The organism is Actinoplanes utahensis, assembly GCF_016862455.1.
Lineage (GTDB): Bacteria > Actinomycetota > Actinomycetes > Mycobacteriales > Micromonosporaceae > Actinoplanes > Actinoplanes utahensis.
This window is the reverse complement of record NZ_BOMZ01000027.1, coordinates 117,850-137,976: the sequence shown is the minus strand read 5'-3', so window position 1 is coordinate 137,976 and position 20,127 is coordinate 117,850. Positions and strand designations below refer to the sequence as shown.

Annotated in this window: 14 protein-coding genes; 10 read left to right on the top strand and 4 right to left on the bottom strand. The window is 71.0% G+C overall.

Going from position 1 to position 20,127, the window contains the following annotated elements:
* Positions 1-17 precede the first annotated feature (17 nt).
* From Aut01nite_RS09215 to Aut01nite_RS09195, 5 genes are read left to right on the top strand one after another with little or no spacing between them, the layout of a single operon-like run.
* Positions 18-1,313, top strand: coding sequence for a glycosyltransferase (locus Aut01nite_RS09215; RefSeq protein WP_043522926.1), 1,296 nt, complete (start codon positions 18-20; stop codon positions 1,311-1,313).
* 4 nt (positions 1,314-1,317) lie between these two features.
* The gene (locus Aut01nite_RS09210) at positions 1,318-2,478 is read left to right on the top strand and encodes a glycosyltransferase family 4 protein (protein WP_043522925.1); all 1,161 of its coding nucleotides are present in this window, start codon (positions 1,318-1,320) and stop codon (positions 2,476-2,478) included.
* A complete protein-coding gene (locus tag Aut01nite_RS09205; protein ID WP_236642544.1) occupies positions 2,475-3,410 on the top strand; it encodes a thiamine pyrophosphate-dependent dehydrogenase E1 component subunit alpha in 936 nt (311 codons plus the stop codon). Before Aut01nite_RS09210 ends, Aut01nite_RS09205 begins: the two co-directional genes overlap by 4 nt.
* The gene (locus Aut01nite_RS09200; RefSeq protein WP_236642543.1) at positions 3,407-4,465 is read left to right on the top strand and encodes a transketolase C-terminal domain-containing protein; all 1,059 of its coding nucleotides are present in this window, start codon (positions 3,407-3,409) and stop codon (positions 4,463-4,465) included. Before Aut01nite_RS09205 ends, Aut01nite_RS09200 begins: the two co-directional genes overlap by 4 nt.
* Positions 4,458-5,636 (top strand): 2-oxo acid dehydrogenase subunit E2, encoded by a 1,179-nt coding sequence (locus Aut01nite_RS09195; RefSeq protein ID WP_043522923.1) that lies wholly within the window; start codon positions 4,458-4,460, stop codon positions 5,634-5,636. Before Aut01nite_RS09200 ends, Aut01nite_RS09195 begins: the two co-directional genes overlap by 8 nt.
* Here the strand turns inward: Aut01nite_RS09195 and Aut01nite_RS09190 are convergent.
* Positions 5,624-7,420 carry an ABC transporter ATP-binding protein gene (locus Aut01nite_RS09190; protein WP_052163256.1) on the bottom strand — a complete coding sequence of 599 codons (1,797 nt, stop codon included), beginning with the start codon at positions 7,418-7,420 and terminating at the stop codon, positions 5,624-5,626. The two genes, Aut01nite_RS09195 and Aut01nite_RS09190, sit on opposite strands and share 13 nt — an antisense overlap.
* Positions 7,417-9,303, bottom strand: a complete 1,887-nt coding sequence (locus tag Aut01nite_RS09185) for an ABC transporter ATP-binding protein (protein ID WP_083998523.1) — start codon at positions 9,301-9,303, stop codon at positions 7,417-7,419. Before Aut01nite_RS09185 ends, Aut01nite_RS09190 begins: the two co-directional genes overlap by 4 nt.
* Positions 9,304-9,484: 181 nt before the next feature.
* On the opposite strand from Aut01nite_RS09185, the gene Aut01nite_RS09180 reads away from it, so the two are divergent.
* From Aut01nite_RS09180 to Aut01nite_RS09160, 5 genes are all read left to right on the top strand, one after another.
* Positions 9,485-10,846 (top strand): condensation domain-containing protein, encoded by a 1,362-nt coding sequence (locus tag Aut01nite_RS09180; RefSeq protein WP_043522921.1) that lies wholly within the window; start codon positions 9,485-9,487, stop codon positions 10,844-10,846.
* 80 nt (positions 10,847-10,926) lie between these two features.
* Positions 10,927-12,387: a class I adenylate-forming enzyme family protein gene (locus tag Aut01nite_RS09175; RefSeq protein ID WP_043522920.1), complete on the top strand. Its 1,461-nt coding sequence runs from the start codon at positions 10,927-10,929 to the stop codon at positions 12,385-12,387.
* Positions 12,384-12,674 carry an acyl carrier protein gene (locus Aut01nite_RS09170; RefSeq protein WP_052163255.1) on the top strand — a complete coding sequence of 97 codons (291 nt, stop codon included), beginning with the start codon at positions 12,384-12,386 and terminating at the stop codon, positions 12,672-12,674. The genes Aut01nite_RS09175 and Aut01nite_RS09170 overlap by 4 nt, the downstream gene beginning before the upstream one ends.
* Positions 12,667-13,383: an SDR family oxidoreductase gene (locus Aut01nite_RS09165; protein WP_043522919.1), complete on the top strand. Its 717-nt coding sequence runs from the start codon at positions 12,667-12,669 to the stop codon at positions 13,381-13,383. Before Aut01nite_RS09170 ends, Aut01nite_RS09165 begins: the two co-directional genes overlap by 8 nt.
* Positions 13,384-13,426: 43 nt before the next feature.
* On the top strand, positions 13,427-13,765 hold the full coding sequence (locus tag Aut01nite_RS09160; RefSeq protein WP_043522918.1) for an acyl carrier protein: 339 nt from the start codon (positions 13,427-13,429) through the stop codon (positions 13,763-13,765).
* Between the two features lie 55 nt (positions 13,766-13,820).
* Here Aut01nite_RS09160 and Aut01nite_RS09155 read toward each other — a convergent pair whose 3' ends face one another.
* A complete protein-coding gene (locus Aut01nite_RS09155; RefSeq protein ID WP_083998521.1) occupies positions 13,821-14,651 on the bottom strand; it encodes an SDR family oxidoreductase in 831 nt (276 codons plus the stop codon).
* Positions 14,648-20,101, bottom strand: coding sequence for a type I polyketide synthase (locus tag Aut01nite_RS09150; protein WP_052163254.1), 5,454 nt, complete (start codon positions 20,099-20,101; stop codon positions 14,648-14,650). The genes Aut01nite_RS09155 and Aut01nite_RS09150 overlap by 4 nt, the downstream gene beginning before the upstream one ends.
* Positions 20,102-20,127: the final 26 nt, after the last annotated feature.

Sequence of the window (20,127 nt, the reverse complement as noted above, 5' to 3'; positions counted from 1 at the left end):
ATGGGGGAGTTCCGGCCATGAGCGAGACCGTCCTGATGGTGACCCACGGCAGCCTCGGCGATGTGCTGCCGTTCGTGCGGGTCGGCGAGGAGCTGGCCCGCCGCGGCTGCGCCGTCACCCTGCTCAGCCACGCCGGGTACGCCCGATACGCCGGGCCGGACATCGAATTCGTCGCCATCGACACGGTGGCCGAACACCGCCGGGGAATGGACCAGTCCGCTTCACTGCGCGATGTTCGCCGCCCCGCCGACCTTGAGGCGTTCTACCGCGCCGGGAACCTCTACGAGCGAACCCATCGCGAGTTGGCCGAACTGGTGGGCCGGAACCGGGCGGGTCGCACCGTCCTGGTCGGGCGGCACACCTCAGCCGCTTCGGTGCTGTTCGCCGCCGAGCTGCTGGGCGTGCCGGCCTGCTGGGTGGCGCTGGCTCCCTCGCAGCTCATGGTGGCGCCGGTAGCGGCGGCTCACCATCGGCACGCGCTGGCCGCCGGTTTCGCGGCGGTACGGGAGCGGTTCGGCCTGGGCCCGGTGAAGGACTGGAACACCTGGTTCCGATCCCCGTCCGCCGTGATCGGAACGTGGCCGGAATGGTTCGACACGGCCGGCCGGCCTGCGGGGCCGGGCGTCGCCCTGGCCGGCTTCGTCCTCGGCGACGAGCCGGGCGAGGCCACCGGGGGAACGATGCCCGCGGTTCTGCCGGCGGGCGGCGTCCTCGTCACCGGTGGGACGGGCCGCATGCTGCATCCCGGCTTCTATCCGGCCGCGCTGGCCGCGCTCGCGGCTGCCGGGCGGCCCGGCCTCGTCGTCACTCCACACCGCGACCTGCTTCCCGCGCGCCTGCCGCCGGGAGTGCGATGGCAGGCGGAAGCACCGTTCGCCGCCGTGCTGCCAACGTGCGGCGCGGTGGTGCACCACGGGGGCATCGGAACCGCCGTCCAGGCTCTGCGCAGCGGAACACCCCAGGTCATCCTGGCCGACGGCGCCGATCGGCCGGACAATGCCCGCAGGCTGGCCGCGTACGGCCTGGCTCATTCTCTGGAAGCCACCGGACCGGAGGGATGGGAGACGGACGCGGTCGCAGCCTCGCTGACCGCGGCGCTGGCCGGGGGCCCGCGCCCGGTGACGGCACTTCGGGCCGCTGCGGACGACGTCATGACGGGGGCGCGGCGTGCCGCAGACCTGATCACGGCGTCGCAGGACCACGGTGGTCCCGAGGCGGACACCCCCGCGGACCTGCGCCGGCGATTGCACGACCTCACCCCGCGACAACGACAGCTGCTGGCGGCACGGCTGCGCCCCGGAACAGGCGAGTGAGCGGATGCGGATCCTGCTGGCCCAGAACATGCCACACGTGCCCGCCTACGGTGGCGCCAACCGCTCCAACCGGATCATGCTGGAGCGTCTCGCCGCTCGTGGACACGACTGCACCGTGGTCGCTCCGATGCACATCACCCGTCCCGAGTTCGACCAGCGGCTCGCCGGGTACGGCGTCGAACCGTGCACCGACGGCGAAACGCTCGTGTTCGAACTGAACGGAGTCAAGGTACGCGCGGTCACCGCCGCCCACCGCCTGATGCGAGAAGTGGGCCGGAGCGTCGCGGAGACGGAGCCCGACTGGATCCTGGTGCCGTCCGACGATCCCGGCGCGCTGATGCTCGGCGCCGCGCTGGTAGCCGCTCCCGACCGGGTGGTCTACCTGGCACACACCGTCCAGCGATTGCCGTTCGGCCCGGCGTCGTTCCACCCCAGCGCGGCCGTCACCCGCCTCGTCCGTCGTTGTGCCGTCGTGGTCGCGGTCAGCCGTGCCGTCCAGGACCATCTGCGGCGCTGGGGCGACCTCGATTCCGAGTTGATCCATCCGGCCGTCTACGGTGACGGCCCGTACCCGGTCGCCGACGGGGACTCGGTCACGATGGTGAACCCGTGCGCCTACAAGGGCATCGACATCTTCCTCGGTCTGGCGGACGCCTTCCCGGGCGTGCCGTTCCTGGCCGTGCCCACTTGGGGCGCTACCGAAGCCGACCACACCGCGCTGCGGCAGCGGCTCAACATCGAGGTCATGGCCCCGGAGGACGACATCGACCGGGTGTTCGCCAGGACCAGGGCGCTGGTGATGCCCTCTCTCTGGGACGAGACGTTCGGCTATACGGCCCTGGAAGCGCTGCTGCGTGGCGTGCCGGTGCTGGCCAGCAACGTCGGTGGCCTGCCCGAGGCGATGCTGGGTGTACCGCACCTCCTGCCGGTGATACCCATCTCCCGGTACGGCGACGACAACGGCAGGCCCGTGCCACGGGTCCCGTCGCAGGACCTCGAGCCGTGGAGGCGTACCTTGCACCGGGTCTTGACCGACGAAGCGCACCGTGATGCCCTCCGCCGGGCCGGGCGCCGGGCGGCCGGAGAATTCGTCGCCGGGCTGGACCCGGACGCGCTGGAGACTCTCCTGCGGCGCCGCGCGCCGGAAACGGCGGACGTCCGGTGACCACCTCGATGGGCACCCGGCGGCTCCCCGACACAGCGCCGTTGAGCCGGCTCCGGGACGAGGATCTGAGCCGCCTGTTACTCATCCGGCATTTCGAACTCACCGTGCAGAACCTGTTCGCCGGGGGTCACCTGTCCGGCACCACCCACACCTGCCTGGGACAGGAATACGTGCCGGTCGCGCTCGAACCCTTACTCAAGGACGACGATTACGTCTTCAGCAACCATCGAGGCCACGGGCACTATCTGGCTCGTTTCGACGACCCGGAGGGGCTGCTCGCCGAGATGACCGGCCGTCACGGCGCCCTCTGCGCCGGGGTCGGCGGCAGCCAGCACGTCCGTCGGGCCCGGTTCCACTCCACCGGCGTGCAAGGGCAGTCCCTGCCGGTCGCCGCCGGCACCGCGTTGCATCTGCGGCGGACCGGTTCCGACGGGCTGGCCTGCGTTTACATCGGCGACGGAACGTGGGGCGAAGGCGCGGTCTACGAGGCGCTCAATCTCGCCGCCCTGTGGCGGCTGCCGGTCCTCGTGGTGGTGGAGAACAACGGCATCGCCCAGTCGACCCCGACGTCCCGGCAGATGGCCGGCACCATCGGGGGACGGGCCGCTGCCTTCGGCATACCCCATCTCTGTGTCGGCTCCCGCGACGTCAACGTCATCCGTGAACAGACCGCCGCCGCCGTCGCCACGGTGCGTGATGCCGGAACACCGGCCGTGCTCGAGTTCCGCACCGACCGGCTCGGCCCGCACAGTAAGGGCGACGACACCCGCCCGGCGCCGGAGCGTGCCGCCGCAGCGGCACGGGATTGGTACCTGCGCTACCGGGACCGATATCCGGAGCAGTTCGCGCCGGCCGACGAGGCGCAGCGCCACCGGATGTCGGTCGTCGCCGCCGACGTGCTTGCTCGCCCGCTGAGCCGGTGGGAGCCATGACGCCGCCGGGCGGAGGGATGCGCGGCGGCGGCCGTGGGCGCGGTGAGACGGTCGCGGAGAACCTCAACCGTGGGCTGCATGCCGTCCTCGGCGCGGACGAGGGCGCTTACCTGCTCGGGGAGGATGTCGAGGATCCGTACGGTGGGGCTTTCCGGATCACCCGAGGACTGTCCACCCGGTTCCCGGACCGGGTACGCAGCACCCCGATCAGCGAGGGTGGCGTCGTGGGTGCCGGGGCCGGACTGGCCCTGGCCGGAGACACCGCCATCGTCGAGATGATGTTCGGGGACTTCGTCGGCCTGGCGTTCGACCAGATCGTCAACTTCGCCAGCAAGACCGTCACGATGTACGGCACCCGGGTGCCGATGAGGCTGGTCGTGCGCTGCCCGGTGGGCGGCAACCGGGGCTACGGGCCGACCCATAGCCAGAGTCCGCAGAAGCACTTCATCGGCGTGCCCAACCTGGCCCTCTACGAACTGACCGGCTGGCACGACAGCACGGACCTGTTGCGGGAGATGCTGGCGGTGGGAGTGCCGGCCCTGCTCTTCGAGGACAAGATCCTTTACGGTCGGCCGCACCGGAGGCCCGGTCCGGTCGACGACCTGTTCCGTGCCGAGCCGATCGGTACGACCGCCGACGGCCCGCCGGTGATGCACGTGCACCCGGTGGGCCTTCCACCTGACTTCCTGGTCATCGCCACCGGCGGGCTCGCCGACCGAGTCCATGCGGCTCTGCGGACCCTGCTCGTCGAACACGACCTTGCCGGGCACATGCTGATCCCCGCCCGTCTCCATCCCTTCCAGACGGAGGTGGTGGCCCCTTGGGTACGCCAGGCGGGGACCGTGTTCGTGGCGGAGGAGAGTACGGCCGGCGGGACCTGGGGTGCCGAGGTGGCGCACCGCATCGCGCAGAACTGCTGGCCGGCGCTGTCCGGCCCGGTCCGGCTCCTCCACTCACGCGATGCGGTGATCCCGGCCGCGCCGCACCTGGAACGGACAGTGATCGTGCAGGAGGAGACGATCGGCCGGGCGATCCGGGAGGCATTCCTTGACTGACATCACGGTCCCGAAGCTGAACAACAACGATGTCACATACATCCTGGTGGAATGGCTGATAGCCGGCGGTGAGCCGGTGACCGCGGAAACCGTGGTAGCCGTGGTGGAGGGCTCCAAAGCGGCGGAGGAACTGGTCGCCGGGGCCTCGGGCGTGCTCCACCACATGGCCGAACCCGGCAGCGAGCACCCGGTGGGCGCGGTCATCGGCAGGGTCTTCCCGGCCGACCGGGACAGGCGGCGCCATCTTTCCGCGGAGCCCGCCGGGGCATCGGACACGACGGTGACCGGCCCCTCTCCGAGCGAAAGCTTGATCACCGAGCCGGCGCGTGCGCTCGCCGCGACTCTCGGGGTCGACCTCGCCCGCCTCCAGGGCCTAGGCGTTCCGGTGGTCCGGCGCGCCGACGTTCGTAGGCTGGCGGCACCGGAGAGCGGCACCGCGGGGCCACCGGACGAGGCGACGCGGTCCGGCGAACGCGAGGATCTGACTCTCCCGCGCAGCCAGCTCGGAGTGGCGGACTCGGTGACGCGGTCCCATGCCGAGATCCCCGCGGCTTTCACGGTGGTCCGCGTCGATGTCGGTGCCGGCCTCGCCTACGCGCTGGCGGCCACCCGGCGCCTACACGTTCTGGTCGGGCTCCCGGAGCTTCTGCTGGAGGCGTTGGGCGCGGTCGCCGCCGACTTCCCGGTCTGCTTCGCCACTCCCCACGGGCCGGCCACCATGCGCCGGGCCACCGGCATCCATGTCGCGGTCACCGTGGACGTCGGCGCCGGCCTGTACCTGCCGGTGGTACGCGACTGTGACCGACGGCCACTCCGCGAGCTGGCGGCGGAGCTGATGCGGCTGCGCCGTCTGGCGATGCGAGCGCGGTTCCGCGCCGCCGACCTGACCGGCGGCGCCATTGTGGTGTCCCTCAACACCGACGCCGATGTGGTGCTGACGCAGCCCATCGTCGCGCCCGGAATGGTCTGCGCCGTGTCGCTCGGCGGAGTCCACAGCGAAGCGGTGCTCGACCCGGTCACCGGTGCCGTGCGGGAGCGCAGGACGGTCATGCTGGGTGCCGCCTACGACCACCGATACGTCAACGGCGGCGACGCGGTGCGCTTTCTCAAAGCGGTCAAGAGCCGGCTCGAGAATCCCGGGGAACCCTCCGGGCAGATTCAGTCCCGGTAGGCGTGTGCCTGCAGTCGATAGAGCTCGGCGTAGCGGGAGCCGGCCGCCATGAGATCCTCGTGGCTGCCGGTCTCGGTGACCCGTCCCTGATCGAGGACCACGATCACATCGGCCATCCGTACGGTGCTGAACCGGTGGGACACCAGAACGGTGACCGCCCTCTCGGCGGTCGCGGTGCGGACCTGGCCGATCATGTGCCGGAACATCTCCTGCTCAGCCACCGGGTCGAGAGCGGACGAGGGCTCGTCGAGGAGGACGCAGAGCGGCGCGCCGCGTCGGCTGTGCGGCGCCTGTCTCATGAGTGACCGGGCCAGGGCCACCTTCTGCCATTCACCGGCCGACAGTTCGACACCGCCGAACATCGCCCCCAGCACGGTGTCGAGCCGGTCCGGGCAACTCTCCACGACGGCCTGGGCATCGGCCAGTTCCACCGCTGCGGTGACCGCTGTCCTGTCCCGGATCCGGGCGACGTCGCCGGTTCCGATCGACTCCCGCAGAAGCAGTTGGAGACGCGCGAAGTCCTGAAACACGGCGGAGAGGCCGACCTGCCAGGCCGCTGTGTCGAACGCCGGCAGCGGTGTGCCGTCGACGGCTATCTCGCCCGCGGTCGGGGCGTACATCCCGGCCAGCAGCTTGACCAGAGTGGACTTGCCGGCGCCGTTGACGCCGACGACCGCGATGGTGCCGCCGGCCGGCAGGAACAGGTCGATACCGTGCAGGGCGTCGGCGTCTGCGCCCGGATAGCGGAAGCTCACCCCGCGCAGCCGGATGCCGTCGCGCATCCGGGTGGGTACCGGTAGGCCGGGGCGCCTGTTCTCCCGCTCGTATTCCCGTAACCACCAGTAGTGCCCCACCGCCTGTCCGGCCTCCGCCACGGTACTGACGCTGTCCAGCATGGCGCGTAGCTGGACCTGCAGATGGGTGGCCAGGGAGATCACCAGGACGACGTCACCCAGACTGGCCCTGCCCCGGGCGGCGTGGCCGGCCACCCACAGGACGGTGCCGGCGAGCGCGACGGCGAAAAGTGCCCACCCCGCCACCTGCAGGACCGCCGACCGCATCTGCGTCCGGGCCTCCCGGGCCGCGGCCTCGTCCCACAACTTCCGGGCCCGGTTCTGCAGCTCTTCTCCGCTGCCGGCCAGCATGACCTCCTTCGCCGGGCCGGGAAGAGTACACAGTTCGTGCAGGCGGCGCTCCTGGCGGAGGAGTTGCGCACACTCGTCGCGGGTGACACGGAGGGCACGCTCGGCCCTTCGGTTGGCGATCATCACGGGCAGGGCGAGAACCGCCAGCAGGCACAGCCACGGATCGACCGACGCCAGCAGCAGGACGCTGAACAGCACGCTGAGTACGGTCGACGACCCGGCCAGAACCGCCCACGGCAGGCCCGCCATGGATCCCAGGCTCATCCGCAGCCTGCTCAGCCGGTCCAGATGCGCGGGCTGTTCCACATGGGCGAGGCCGGGCACGCCGGCGACGCGGGCCTGTACCTCCTCGTTCAGCGATATCTGCACGCGCCCGGTGAGGTAGAGGGTGATATTGCTCTGCACCCGGCCGGCCGCCGCCGCCAGGCCGTGGGCGGCCGCACCGACGGCGACCGCGGCGACCACGCCGGCGATCCGGCCGATCCCGGCGCTGTCGACCAGCCAGCGCTGGCTGAGGCCGGTGGCGGCGACCACCGCGCTCAGCGCGAGGAGTAATCCCGCGGCCAGCACGGTAGGACGGGCGCCCGCCCGCAACGTCAGGACCGTGACGTGCTGCAGGAGCCGGAACCAGCCCTTCACCGCGACCTCCTGGACTCGAGGGAACCCGGGGTGGCGAACGTTTCCGCCTGCAACCGGAAGTAGCGGGCGTACTCGCCGTCCAGCGCCATGAGCTCGTCATGGGTGCCGTCCTCCACGATCCGGCCGCCGTCCAGCAGCAGGATGCGGTCAGCGGGACGGACCGTCGACAACCGGTGCGAGATGAGTAGCGTGGTGGTCTCCTGGACACTGCTGACCACCTCGGCGTGGAACTCGGCCTCAGCACGGACGTCCAGGTGAGCGGTGGGTTCGTCGAGAACCAGCACACGCCGGCCGGCGTTCACCGCGAACAACGCCCGCGCCAGCGCGACACGCTGCCACTGCCCTCCGGACAGGTTCGTACCGCCGGCGCCCTCGTGCCAGAGCAGGGTGTCCAAACCGTGCGGCAGCCGCTCCGGCAGGTCGGCCAGGCCAGCACGGCCGAGCGCGTCCCGGATCGCCGGGACGTCTCCGAGGTGTTCCGGGGAGGCGAGCGCGACGTTGTCCGCGAGCGAGGCCGGATATTGGTTGAACTCCTGGAACAGCACGGCGAGCCGGGACCGCCAGAGGGCGGGCTCCACCTCCGCTACGTCGACGCCGTCGACGGTGATCCGCCCCGCCTGCGGGGCGTAAAGGCCACTCAACAGCTTCACGAAGGTGGTCTTGCCGACGCCGTTGCGGCCTACCAGCGCGACGGTCTGACCCGGCCACAGGGTCAGGCAGAGGCCATCGATGGTGGGCCGGTCGGCTCCCGGGTGTGTGAACGAGACCCCCTCGAAGCGGATCACCGGCGGCGTTTCCGGCGCCGGCAGCAGGGTGGTGGTAGCCGGCCGCGTGGTGGCATGCGCGGCGGTCAACTGTTCGGCGGCCGTCATCCCGCGCAGACCGTACTCGATGTCGTAGGCCTCGTGACCCATGCCACTCATGGCGAGGATGCCCATCGCCGCCAGCACGTAGGTGACAAGAGCGCCACTGCTCAGCTCACCGGAGAGCACCGCGGCGGCCGGGACGGCCAGCGCCGCGACAGCGGACGAGGTGGCCAGGAACAGGGTCAGCCACTGCCGCCGCAGCACACCCCACAGTTCTCGCCAGGCCGGGGCGTAGACGCTGATCGCGGTAGCCCGGAAACGGGCCGACACCCAGTAGGCGAGGCCCAACATGCGCACCTCCTTCGCGGCGCCCGTCACGGCCAGTTCGGACAGGTAGAACATCCGGCGCTGACCCTCGACGTCGGCATCGAGGATGTCGATCAGCCGGATCCACTGTCGCCGCACGATGGCCCGCCCCACCAGCGAAACGGTGAGCAGCGCCATCGCGAGAACCGGGAACCGGGTCGCCACCAGAACAGTGGCGGAGACCGCGGCGAGCATCCGGAAGACGACGAGAAGCTGGCCCGCGGCGGCAGTGCCCGGTGACCGGGTCCGGGCCAGGCTGATCCCGCCGTCCACCGCCCGGGCGGCAAGATCATGGAACTCCGTGGTCTCCAGCCGGTCCAGGGTCGGCGCCGAGGTCGCCAGCATCCGGACGGTATCGCGCAGCGCGCCGTCGATCTGCCGTACCACCAGGTCACGCACCGCCTGGCGCAGCAGCCAGGCCATCTGGTCCAGCAGAAGCAGGCCCGCCACCAGCACGCTGGCCCACAGCAGGCGGCGATCGTCCGAGGCGTCCGCGGCGACCAGGATCAGATGGCCGACGGCGAGCGCGTGCAGAGTGGGACAGACGGCGTTGACCAGATGCAGGGCCACCAGCGCGGTGGTGGGAACGGGCCGGGCATGGAGCAGCAACCGCAGCAGCCGTGCCCGCGCCCGGGCGATCTCGGCGGCCGGTGCCGCCCGCGTCCACCATCGCCGTATCTCCCACTGACGCATCCGCACCCCCGCTCGCATACTCACGACGGTCAATCATCACAGGCCGGAACCTCGCCGGCATCGCCGGTTTCGGGGACTCGCCGCGCCCGTCCCCCGATCTCGGGACACCAGCCGGGCGGAGCCCGCCGTTAGCGTGAGACACGGCTCGGCCACATCGTCCCTGCCGTGCTAGGCATCTGCGGGAAGGAGCCGAGTCGGCGTGGATCAAACTCTCACACCGCACCGGCGGACAGCTGTCCGGTTCACCGGTGACCGGCACGGGACCGCCGCGCTGACCTGGGGCCAGCGCGAGATCTGGGAGCTGTTCCAGAAGCCCGGCGCCCGGCGCTGTCACTACAACTACGGCCGGGTGTACGCGGTACCCGGCGGGCGCGGTGTCGAAGACGTGTGCGCCGCGCTGCGTGTGCTGGTCGAGCGCTACGAAGCCCTCCGTACCACCGTGCGGTGCGCCGCGGACGGCGAACCCCGACAGGTACTGGCCGCCGACGGCGAGCTCACCTTGGAGATCTACGAGGCCGATGTCCGGGAGACCGGTTCCTTCGCGGAGATGGTCCGGGTCGACTACCTTGGGCACTCGTTCGGCGACGAGGACTGGCCGCTGCGGGTGGCGGTGATCTGTGGTGCCGGGAAGCCGGCATTCATCGTCCTGATGGTCTCGCATCTGGCGGTGGACCGCGGTGGTCTGGACGTGGTGTCCCGTGCCCTGAGCCGGCTGCTGGCCGGTGCCGAGCCGTCCCCGGCCGGCCGGCATCCGCTGGACCTGGCCGCCGACGAGGAGTCCCCCCGCGGGCGGCTGATCGCGGAACGTGCCGCCGCCTACTGGCGGCGTACCCTCATGGCCACGGCACCGATGCGATTTCCGCCGCAGCGGAAGGGCAGCCGCCCCGGATGGCCCGCGGTGGAGCTGGAGTCGGCGGCCATGGCGGTAGCCGCGAGTGCCATCGCGCGCGAGCAACGTACCTCGCCGATGGCCGTGATCCTCGCCGCGGTAGCGGGGTTCTTGCATCGGTGGACCGGCAACGAGACGGTGGTCGTCCAGCTGATCTCCGCCAACCGCCCGTCGGCAGGGCTGCGCGACATGGTCGGGACGACGGTGCAGCGGGCCCTGTTCGCGGTGGACTGCTCCGGCACGACTCTTCACGAGCTGGTACGGCGCACCTGGGCCGGGATGACACTGGCGAACAGGCACGGCCGATACCCCCCGCAGATGATCCAGGCGGTGCTGGACGAGGTCGAGCACGACCGTGGCCTTGGCGCCGAAGTCCACTGTTTCGTCAACAACTTCGCTCGGTTCGACACGGCCGGCCACGCGGACGGCGCCACCCCGCGCCGTCTTCGGGAGAGTGCCGCCTGGCCGATTCCGCGGGGCCTGAGCCTGGAGATACGCGACAGCGCGGTCGGGCTGCGGCTCAACCTGATCACCGATCCCCGGCTCGTCGCGGCCGACGGGGCGCGCGCCCTGCTGTGCGCCGTGGAGGAGCTGCTGACGCGGGGGGTTCGGAGTGACTTCGCCTTGGACGAGGTCGCGGTGCACGCCGAGGCGAACGAGGGGCAGGGGTAGAGGCTTGGCGCACGACAGGGAAGCAGCGTTCAGCCTGCCGGTGGCTCGGCCCGCCGGCACCGAGCCGGCAGCGGACCGCCATGCATGACGTCCTCGATCTCGCGGCGCGGCTCTGGCCGGGCCGTCTGGCGGTACGGGACGGCTCCGGCGCCGACACCTACGCAGAACTGGCGGATGCCAGCCGGGCGGTCGCGGCCGGGCTGGCCCGGCGCGGCATACGCGCCGGCGATCGTGTTCTGCTGCGGTTGCCCGGCGGCCGTGACTTCGCGCGGGTGCTCTACGGAGTGATGCGGGCCGGTGCGGTCGTGGTACCGGTCGGCACCACCGTCGGTGAGCACCACCTGCGATGGATGCGGCGTGACGCCGAACCGCGCCTGGTCGTCGCCCTCGGTGATCCGGCCCGGACCGCCGAGGCCGTCGGGGTGCCGGCCACCGACGTCGTGTCTCCCGCCGAGCTGCTGGCACAGTGCGGGCCGGACACCGGCGCGCCGGTCCCGGGTGACGCCGTGGCTATGTTGCTGTATACCTCCGGCAGCACCGGCATGCCTCGCGCTGTCGTCTGTCCCCACGACCGGGTGCGGTTCGCCGCCGAGGCCATCCAGGCCCGGCTGGGGTACAACGAGGCCGATGTGGTGCTCAGCCGGGTGCCGGTTGCCTTCGACTACGGTCTCTACCAGTTGTTCCTCTGCGCGCTGTCCGGCGCCCAGTTGGTGCTCCGCCCGGATCTGGTCGACGCCTCGATGCTCCGTGAGGCCCGGACGGTGGCGGCGACGGTGCTGCCCCTGGTGCCCTCGCTCGCGGCGATCCTGCTCCGACTGGCCCGGCGCGACACCGGGGCGCCTCCGGTGCGGCTGGTCACCAACACCGGTGCGGCGTTGAGCGCGGCACACGCCTCCGGCCTGCGGCGGATCTTCCCGGATGCTCGGATAGTCCCGATGTACGGCATGACCGAATGCAAGCGGATCACCATCGCCGAGCCCGACGAGGACCTGCGTTTTCCGGGCACCGTCGGCAGGCCGCTCGACGGTACGGAGGTGTCGGTGGTCGACGCGAGCGGCCACCCGGTGGCACCGGGGGTCACGGGGGAGATCGTGGTCACCGGCCCGCATGTGATGGCCGGTTACTGGCGTTCGCCCGAGGCCACCGCCGGCCGTTTCCATCAGCGGGCGCAGGAGGGCGTGATGCTGCGTACCGGCGACTACGGCCGTCTCGACGAGGGCGGGCGGCTGTACTTCGCCGGTCGGCGTGACGACATCTTCAAGCGACGTGGCGTGCGGATGAACACGCACGAGATCGAGGCGGTTCTGCTGGACGTGCCCGAGGTGTCCGCCGCGGCCGTGGTACCGCCGGGCGAAGACGGCACTCTGACGGCGTATGTCGTGTCGGACCGGGAGGCCACCGAGGTGCTGGCCGATGTAGCGAGCCGGATCGAACCGGCCAAGGTGCCGGATCGGTGCGTCGTGCTGCCGCGGCTGCCGACTACCGCCAACGGCAAGGTGGACCGGGACGCGCTCCGCGCCCTCGAGGCGGTGGCGCCGTGACCGTCGCCACCGGCGGCGGGCCCGTGCCCTGGGACGACTCCTTCGAGAAGCTGCTGCGCCCTTTGCTGCCCCTCCTGCCCCCGCGGACGCGGATCGTTCCGGAACTCGACCTTGTCGCTGCCGGCCTCGACTCGTTCGGCGTCGTCGAACTGCTCGCCGAGGTGGAGGACCACTACGGCATCCTGCTGGACGACGAGGAGATCACCGCGCAAGCGGTGGAGTCTCCGGCCACGCTGTGGCGGATCGTCAGCGCTCATCTCACCGCGGAGGCACCCGGACATGGCTGAACCCGGAACGGACGCCCGTATCGCCGTGGTCACCGGCGGAAACCGCGGCCTCGGCATCGAGATCGTCCGGAAGCTGGCGCAGCGGGGCCTGCGGGTCGTGCTCGGCAGCCGGTCGATGTCGGCCGGGTTGGAGGCGCGGGAGCAGTTGGGCGCGGTGGGGGAGCGGGTCGTCGTGCGTGAACTCGATGTCGCCGACGAGCGCAGTGTGGTGGACCTCGTTCGCTGGATACACGGCAGTTACCGGCGCTGCGACGTGCTGGTCAACAACGCGGCGATCGCCGTCGACGGCGCGCAGGACGCGATGACCGCCGACTTCGACGTGGTGCGGCGCACCATGGAGGTGAACCTCTACGGGGCGTGGCGGCTCGTCCAGGCCCTCTCGCCCGCCATGCGTGCCGGTGGCTACGGCCGGATCGTCAACGTTTCCAGCGGGGTGGGCCGGTTCGGCAGTCTGGGCACCGGGATTCCCGCCTACCGCTTGTCGAAGACCGCGCTCAACGCGCTCACCGTGATCTTCGCCGACGAGTTGCGCTATGCCGGCATCCTGGTCAATTCCTGCTGCCCCGGCCGGGTGCGGACCGAGATGGGGGGCGGGCAGTACGGAGTCTCGCCGGCCGACGCCGCCGACACACCGGTCTGGCTGGCCACCCTGCCATCGGACGGTCCCACCGGTGGATTCTTCCGTGATCGCAAGCCGCTGGAATGGTGACCGGTGCCCAGGTGCCGGCACGTCGGGCTGAGGAGGAGAGCAGATGGACGAACAGAAGGCGAACACGGCGGTAGCCGGCGAACAACTGGTCCAGTGGGTGGTCGACCTCTGGCGAAGCCTGCTGAAGATGCCGGAGATCGAGGCCGACACCCACCTGTTCGACGTGCCGGCGTCGTCGCTGACCGCGGTCCGCATGCGGTCCCGGATCCAGGCGGAACTCGGCAAGGAGATCGAACTGATCGATATCCTGGATCACCCGACTCCACGGGAGATGGCCGGGCTGATCACCCGGGCGCCCGCGTGGACGGGTGTCCAACCATGGCAGGAACTGGACTGGTCCACGCCGAAGGACGGTAGGGACACCGCAGAACCGACTCACTGACGACCGGCCCGGCAAGCCGTCCCCCATGATCGGCTTGCCGGGTCTGGAGCGAACCTCAGAACGAGCCCGGAGTGGCCGGAGTGTTGAGGTAGACGCCGCCATCGACGATGAGGTTCTGCCCCGTTACCCAGGAGGAGGCGGGGGAGCAGAGGAAGACCGCGGCGGCGGCGATGTCCTCCGGCCGGCCCAGCCGACGCAACGGCACAAAGCCGGTGTGGTCGGCGAAGGCCTCGGCGGCGTTGTCCACGGCCAGCATATTGGCGGCGACCCCTTCGGTGGGCACCGGTCCCGGTGCGATGCCGTTGACCCGGATACCGCGCGGGCCCCACTCGTACGCCCAGGTGGCGGTCAGGGACACGATGGCGGCCTTGGCCGCGCCGCAATGTGCGAACCCGGGAAAGCCGACCTCCGGCATCGGCACGGTGATGTTGAGAATGGTGCCCCGGCCGGCTGCCAGCATCTCGGGTATCAGGCTGCGCGTGACGTTGAACGTGCCGTATAGGTCGGTGTTCACCACAGTGTCGAAGGCGCGCCGGGTCATTCGCTCGGCGCGATTGAAGAAGTTCGCCGCAGCGTTGTTGACGATGATCGTGGCGCCGTTGTGCCGGGCCAGTACGTAGTCGCGGAGCCGGCTGACGTCGGCCTCGTCCCGGACGTCGCACGGAACGCTGTCGCAGCTCCGCCCGGTCTCGTCACTGATCCGCGCCTCCGCGTCCGCGAGCCGGTCGGCCGACCGTGAGGTGATCACCACCTCGGCGCCCAGAGAGACGAAGTCGCGGGCGATGGCGTAACCCAGGCCGGAGCCACCTCCGGTGATCACCGCGACCTCGCCCTCGAGCAACTCGGGATGGTATATCCGGTGCAGGGCGGCGGGCATGGTGCTCATGAGACTCCCAACTCGGCCAGGCGCTCGCGCAGCACACGGATGGTGCTCGCCTCGAAAAGAATGCCGGCACTGATCTCGATGCGGAAAAGCTGGCGCAGGCGTGCGCTGATCTGGACCGACACCAGCGAGTCGCCGCCCAGGTCGAAGAAGTCGTCGTCAAGCCCGACCTCCTCCACCCCGAGGGCCTCGATCCACAGCGAGCGCAGTATGTCGATCACATCGCCGCCGGAGGGTGCCGACGCCGCGGGGCCGGGAGTGCCCGGCGGTACGGCCATGGGTGGTGCGGTGACCGCCTCGAGGGGAACCGGTGCCGGTGGGGCCGACTCGTCGAGCCAAGGCACCCCGCGCACGTCGAGCGAGGCACCCGGTGGATTCACCACGACCACCGGAGGGAACTCGCCGGCGAGCAGAGTCAGGAAGACGGCGGCCCCGTCACGCGGGTGCAGCAGTGCCGGGCCGTTCACCGGCGCCTCGCCGCCCACTCCGGCCCCGCCTGTGTGTTCGGTGCGGGCCACCGGGACGGCCGGCGGGGCACTGTCGGCTGGTGGGTTGAGCCGGCGGGCGAAGTCAGTGACCCGGACCTCGCGGGTGGTGTAGGACTCCACCTTCACCAGGAGCCGGCCGGTGTCCGCGTCGTACAGATCGAGGTCCAGGGAACGCATGCCCGGCCGATCCGGTTGCGGGCGGCCGTGCGCCACGATCCGGGCCGGGAGCGCACCGAAACGGGTCAGCCGCCGGTAGAAGAACGGTAGGTACTGGTTCTGTTCGCCCGGGAACGCCGCGGACAGTATCGCGATGCCGGCGCGGTCGAGCAGAGCAGCGTGCATCGGATGCTCGTCGAGGTCCCCGTGGAACGGTTCGCGCAGGGCCAGCTCGGCCAGATAGGAGTCCTTGCCGTGCCACATCCGGCTCACGGACTGCCAGCGGGGCCCGAACGCCAGCCGGCCCCGTGCCGGCAGCGGATCACCGGCGGTGTGCCCACCGAACAGCTCGTCCAGACGCGCCGGCTCCGGCCGCTGATCACTCCATGCCAGGTAACCGGAGACATGGTGGGTCCACGCCGTGCCGGTACCGGCGACCCGCGACATCAGACGGAAGCGGAACTCGTCGCCGCTCGGCGTGAACGCCACGCCGACCTCGATCGGCCGGCCACCGTTCACCGGCGCTACGAAGACCGCCTCGCGCAGTTCGATCGATGCGCCGGCCGATGGCAGTCGCAGATCCAGCGCTGCTTGGATCACCAGTTCCAGGGAGCCCGTACCGGGCAGCATCGGCACCCCGTCGAAGCGGTGCTCGTCGAGCAGCCAGTGGGTGGCGGCGTCCAGGACGCGGCGCCACTCCGGTTCAGCGGCGCCGCCGGCCGGGGCGGCGGCCTGGTGGCCCGGCACGGCGACCCGCCCGGGGCGACCGTTCGTCACCGCGTCGAGGTCGACCGCGGAGCGCGCCCACATCCCCACGTCGGACCATCCGGGCCAGGCCACCGAGCACACCCGCAGCCGACCCCGCCCGTGCTGCTGGGCGACAGCGTCGAGGAACGCGTTCGCGGCGGCGTAGTCGGCGTTGCCGAGCATCCCGGCCAGGCCGGCATGGCTGGAGAACAACAGCAGGAAGTCGGGGTCGGTCTCCGCATCGCAAAGGTCGAGCAGGTTCATCGTGCCGCGGACCTTCGGGGCCAGGACGTTGTCGATCTCCGTACGCGACCGGCGCTGCAGCAGGCCGCCACCCGGAACCCCGGCAGCGTGCACGATGCCGTGGATCGGGCCGAACCGTTCGTGGACCGCGGCGACGGCCGCCCGCAACGACGCCGCGTCTGCCACGTCACCGGTCACCGTCATCACCTGCGCTCCGGCGTCCTCAAGGGCGGTCAGTGTCGTGCCGGCCACTGCCGGTTCGCTGCGGCTCAGCAGGGCTATCCGGGGGCGTACCCCCGAGTCGGCCAGGGCCGCCGCCACCACCGACCCCAGCCCGCCGAGTCCTCCGGTGATCAGATAGACACCGTTGTCGCGTAGCCGCGGCGGGTTGGCGCCGGACTCCGGTGACATCCGCCGCAGCTCCGGTGTCCACACCGCGCTGCCCCGCAACGCCGTCACCGGTTCGCGCAGGTCGGCCAGGGCCGCGCTGAGATGGTGCTCGCCGGTGTTCGGCCCGACGTCCAGGACCGTGCACCGAATCTGCGGCAGCTCCTGCTCGATGCTGCGGGCGAGTGCCACGACCATCGCCGTGGCCGGGTTGACCGGTTCGGCGCCGGTGACGTCCACGCCGAAACTGGTGAGGACGGCCAGGGTGACCGGGCCGGACCGGTGGGCGCGGGCGAGCGCCCGTGCGGCCGCATGGACGGTGTGGAACCCCGCCTCGATCTGCCGGTCCAGGTCGTGTGCCGGAAGACCCGGGCCTGCGCCGAACAGTCCGGCGCAGGCCAGAACCGAGACAGGCGTGGGGCCGCCGAGAAGCGCGTCCCAGGCGGCGTCGCTGTCTGTCATCAGCGCCGTGGCGCTCGCACGGGTGGTGCGGTAGCCGGCGCGCTGGAAGGCGCCGCGCACGGTGGCGGCCAGGTCGCGATCGCCGGGAAGCACCAGAACGGCGTGGGCGTCCTCCACGCGCCGGGTGGTGAGCGGCGCCGGCGTGGTGCGGCGGCGGGTCCACTCCAGAGCAGCCAGGCTCCACCGGCTGGGTGCCGCTGGTGGAGCGGGCGGCGCCGGTACGGCCACCGGATCGGGCATGGTGACCGTAGGCGACACCCCCGGAGCGACAGTGTCCCGGTGTGCGCCGGCCCCACCGGCCCGGTCGACGATCATGGAATTGTCCCGCGGTGGCTTGTGCGCCGCCGGTCGGTCGACCCAGAACCGGCGGCGCTGATACGGGTAGCCGATGACCGGCACCCGCCGTCGGCCCGTCCCGCCGTCGCGGCGTTCGAGATCCACCGGATGGTTCTCCACCCAGAGCCTGCCCAGCAGCCGGTCGAACGCGCCGGGCGTACCCGAATCGGTGTCGAAGACCGGGAGCGGCAGAGAATCGCCCGACCGCACCGCGGGATCGGCTCGCAGAAGACGGGTCAGGCTGTGTCCCGGACCGGTCTCGATCAGGAAGGCCGGGCCACCTCCGAGGGCTGTGGTCACCGCCGTCGCGAACTGCACCGGAGCCACCAGTTGTCGTGCCCAGAAGGCTGCGGAGACGGCCTCGTCGTCACCTACCGGCGCACCGGTCATGCCGCTGACGACGGGTATGGCGGGGGGCCGCAAGGTCATTCCGGTCAGGATGGCCTCGAACTCCTCGGCGGCGGGTGCCATGGCCGGCGAATGGAACGCGTGAGACGTGGACATCGGGGTGCTCGCGATTCCGTCGGCGCGCATCTTCTCAGCGATCGCGCGCAGCGCCGGGTCTGGGCCGGAGAGCACCGACTGCCGTGCGCTGTTGACCGCGGCCAGACTGACCGTCGTATCCAGGTAGGGCTTCACCTCGGCGGCCCCGGCGGCGACCGCCAGCATCGCGCCGGGCGGCATCTGCCGCATCAGGGTGGCTCTGGCGCTGACGGCGCGGGCGCCGTCAGCGAGGCTGAACACGCCGGCCACGGTAGCCGCGACCAGTTCGCCGACGCTGTGCCCGATGAGTGCAGCCGGACGTATGCCCAGATCGATCAGGGTACGGGCGATCGCGTATTCCAGAGCGAACAGCAACGGCTGGGCGATGGCCGTGTCGGTCAGCGCGACGTCGTCGTCGGCGCGCCACATCGAGGGCAGATCGGCGTCGATGTGTGTGCGCAGCAGCCCGAACACCTCGTCACAGTGGTCCCGGAAGACCGGCTCGGAGCGGTACAGCTCGAGGCCGGCGTTCCGCAACGCGTTTCCCTGACCGGGAAAACAGAAGATCAGTTGCCGGGACGGCCCGTCCGGCATGATCACGTCGGTGCCGCTGAGCAACGCCTGCGACGCGTGCGCGGCGTCTCGGGCGACCAGGGCGCGGCGGACCCGGCGCTCGGTCCGCCCGACGCGCAGGGTGTGTGCCGCGTCGGCGAACCCGACCGGATCCAGTTCTCCGGCCTGCTCGGCCAGCCGCCGCCCGAGTTCGTCGGCGGCTCCGGCGTCAGCGCCGGACCAGACGATGAGCTCGGTACGCCGTAGCGTGGGCACCGGCTGCCCCGGCGCCGGCGCTTCCGAGAGCACCACGTGCGCGTTGGTGCCGCCGATGCCGAACGAGCTGACTCCGGCTGTCCGCGGCGAGCCGGCGGTCCGGGGCCACGGGAGCGCCTCGGTCGCCACCTTGAACGGCGTATCCTCCAGCATCAACCGGGGATTGACTCGTGTGACATTGATACTCGGCGGGATCCACTCGCGGGCGAGGGCCAGCACCGTCTTGATCAACCCGGCGGCGCCGGATGCCTGTCCCACGTGACCGATGTTCGACTTCACCGAGCCGATGGAACAGTAGCCGTGCGGCAGCTCGGTGTCCCCGGCGGCGCGGTGGAAGGCTTCGGTCAGGCCGGCGACCTCGATCGGATCGCCGAGCCGGGTCGCCGTCCCGTGGGCTTCGACATACGAGATGTCGCGTGGGTCGACGCCGGACTGACGGATCGCTTCGGCGATGCACTCCGCCTGGCCCTCGATACTGGGGGCGGTGAATCCGGCCTTACGGGTACCGTCGTTGTTCAGCGCCGCGCCGCGGATCACGGCGTGGATGGTGTCCCGGTCGGCGATCGCCGCGTCCAGGGGTTTCAGGAGCACCACACCGCAGCCGCTACCGAAGTTGGTGCCGTCCGCGTCGGCGTCGAACGGTTTCGGCCGTCCGTCGCGCGCCAGGATGCTGCCCTCCATCTGAAGGTAGCCGTAGTCCAGCGGCATCTCGATGCTGCACACCCCGGCGAGCGCCATGTCGCATTCGCCGGCCTCTAGGGAATGGGCCGCGGTACGCACCGCGGTCAGGCCCGTGGAGCATGCCGTCTGCAACGTCATGCTGGGCCCGGTCAGGCCCAGCCGGTGGGACAGGAAGGTCGCGACGTAGTCGGGGGCGTTGGCGATCTCCAGAGCCAGGAAGGGAACCGTGGCGCGGATCGTCGCGTCCTGCTCCAGGTGGTCCATCCGGTAGCGGTTGATGTTCGTGCCGGCGAACATGCCGATCGCGCCGGGGTAGCGGGCCGGGTCGTAGCCGGCGTGTTCCAGGGCGCTGTGTGCCACCTCCAGCAGGACACGCTGCTGCGGGTCCCGGATCTCCGCCTCGCGCGGGGTCATGCCGAAACATCGGGCGTCGAACATGTCGGCGGCCGGCAGGCAGGGCCGACGCCGGACATAGTTCGGATGCGCCAAGTACTCCGGGTACTCCCCACGCCGCAGCAGGTCCTGGTCGTCGAGCTCGGTGATGCAGTCTTGACCGATCGTCAGGTTGTGCCAGAAGGCCTCGATGTCCATGGCCCCGGGAAAACGGCCGGCCATGCCGATGATGGCGATGGATGACGGCATGGTGACTCCTCCGAGTCGTCGGCTGG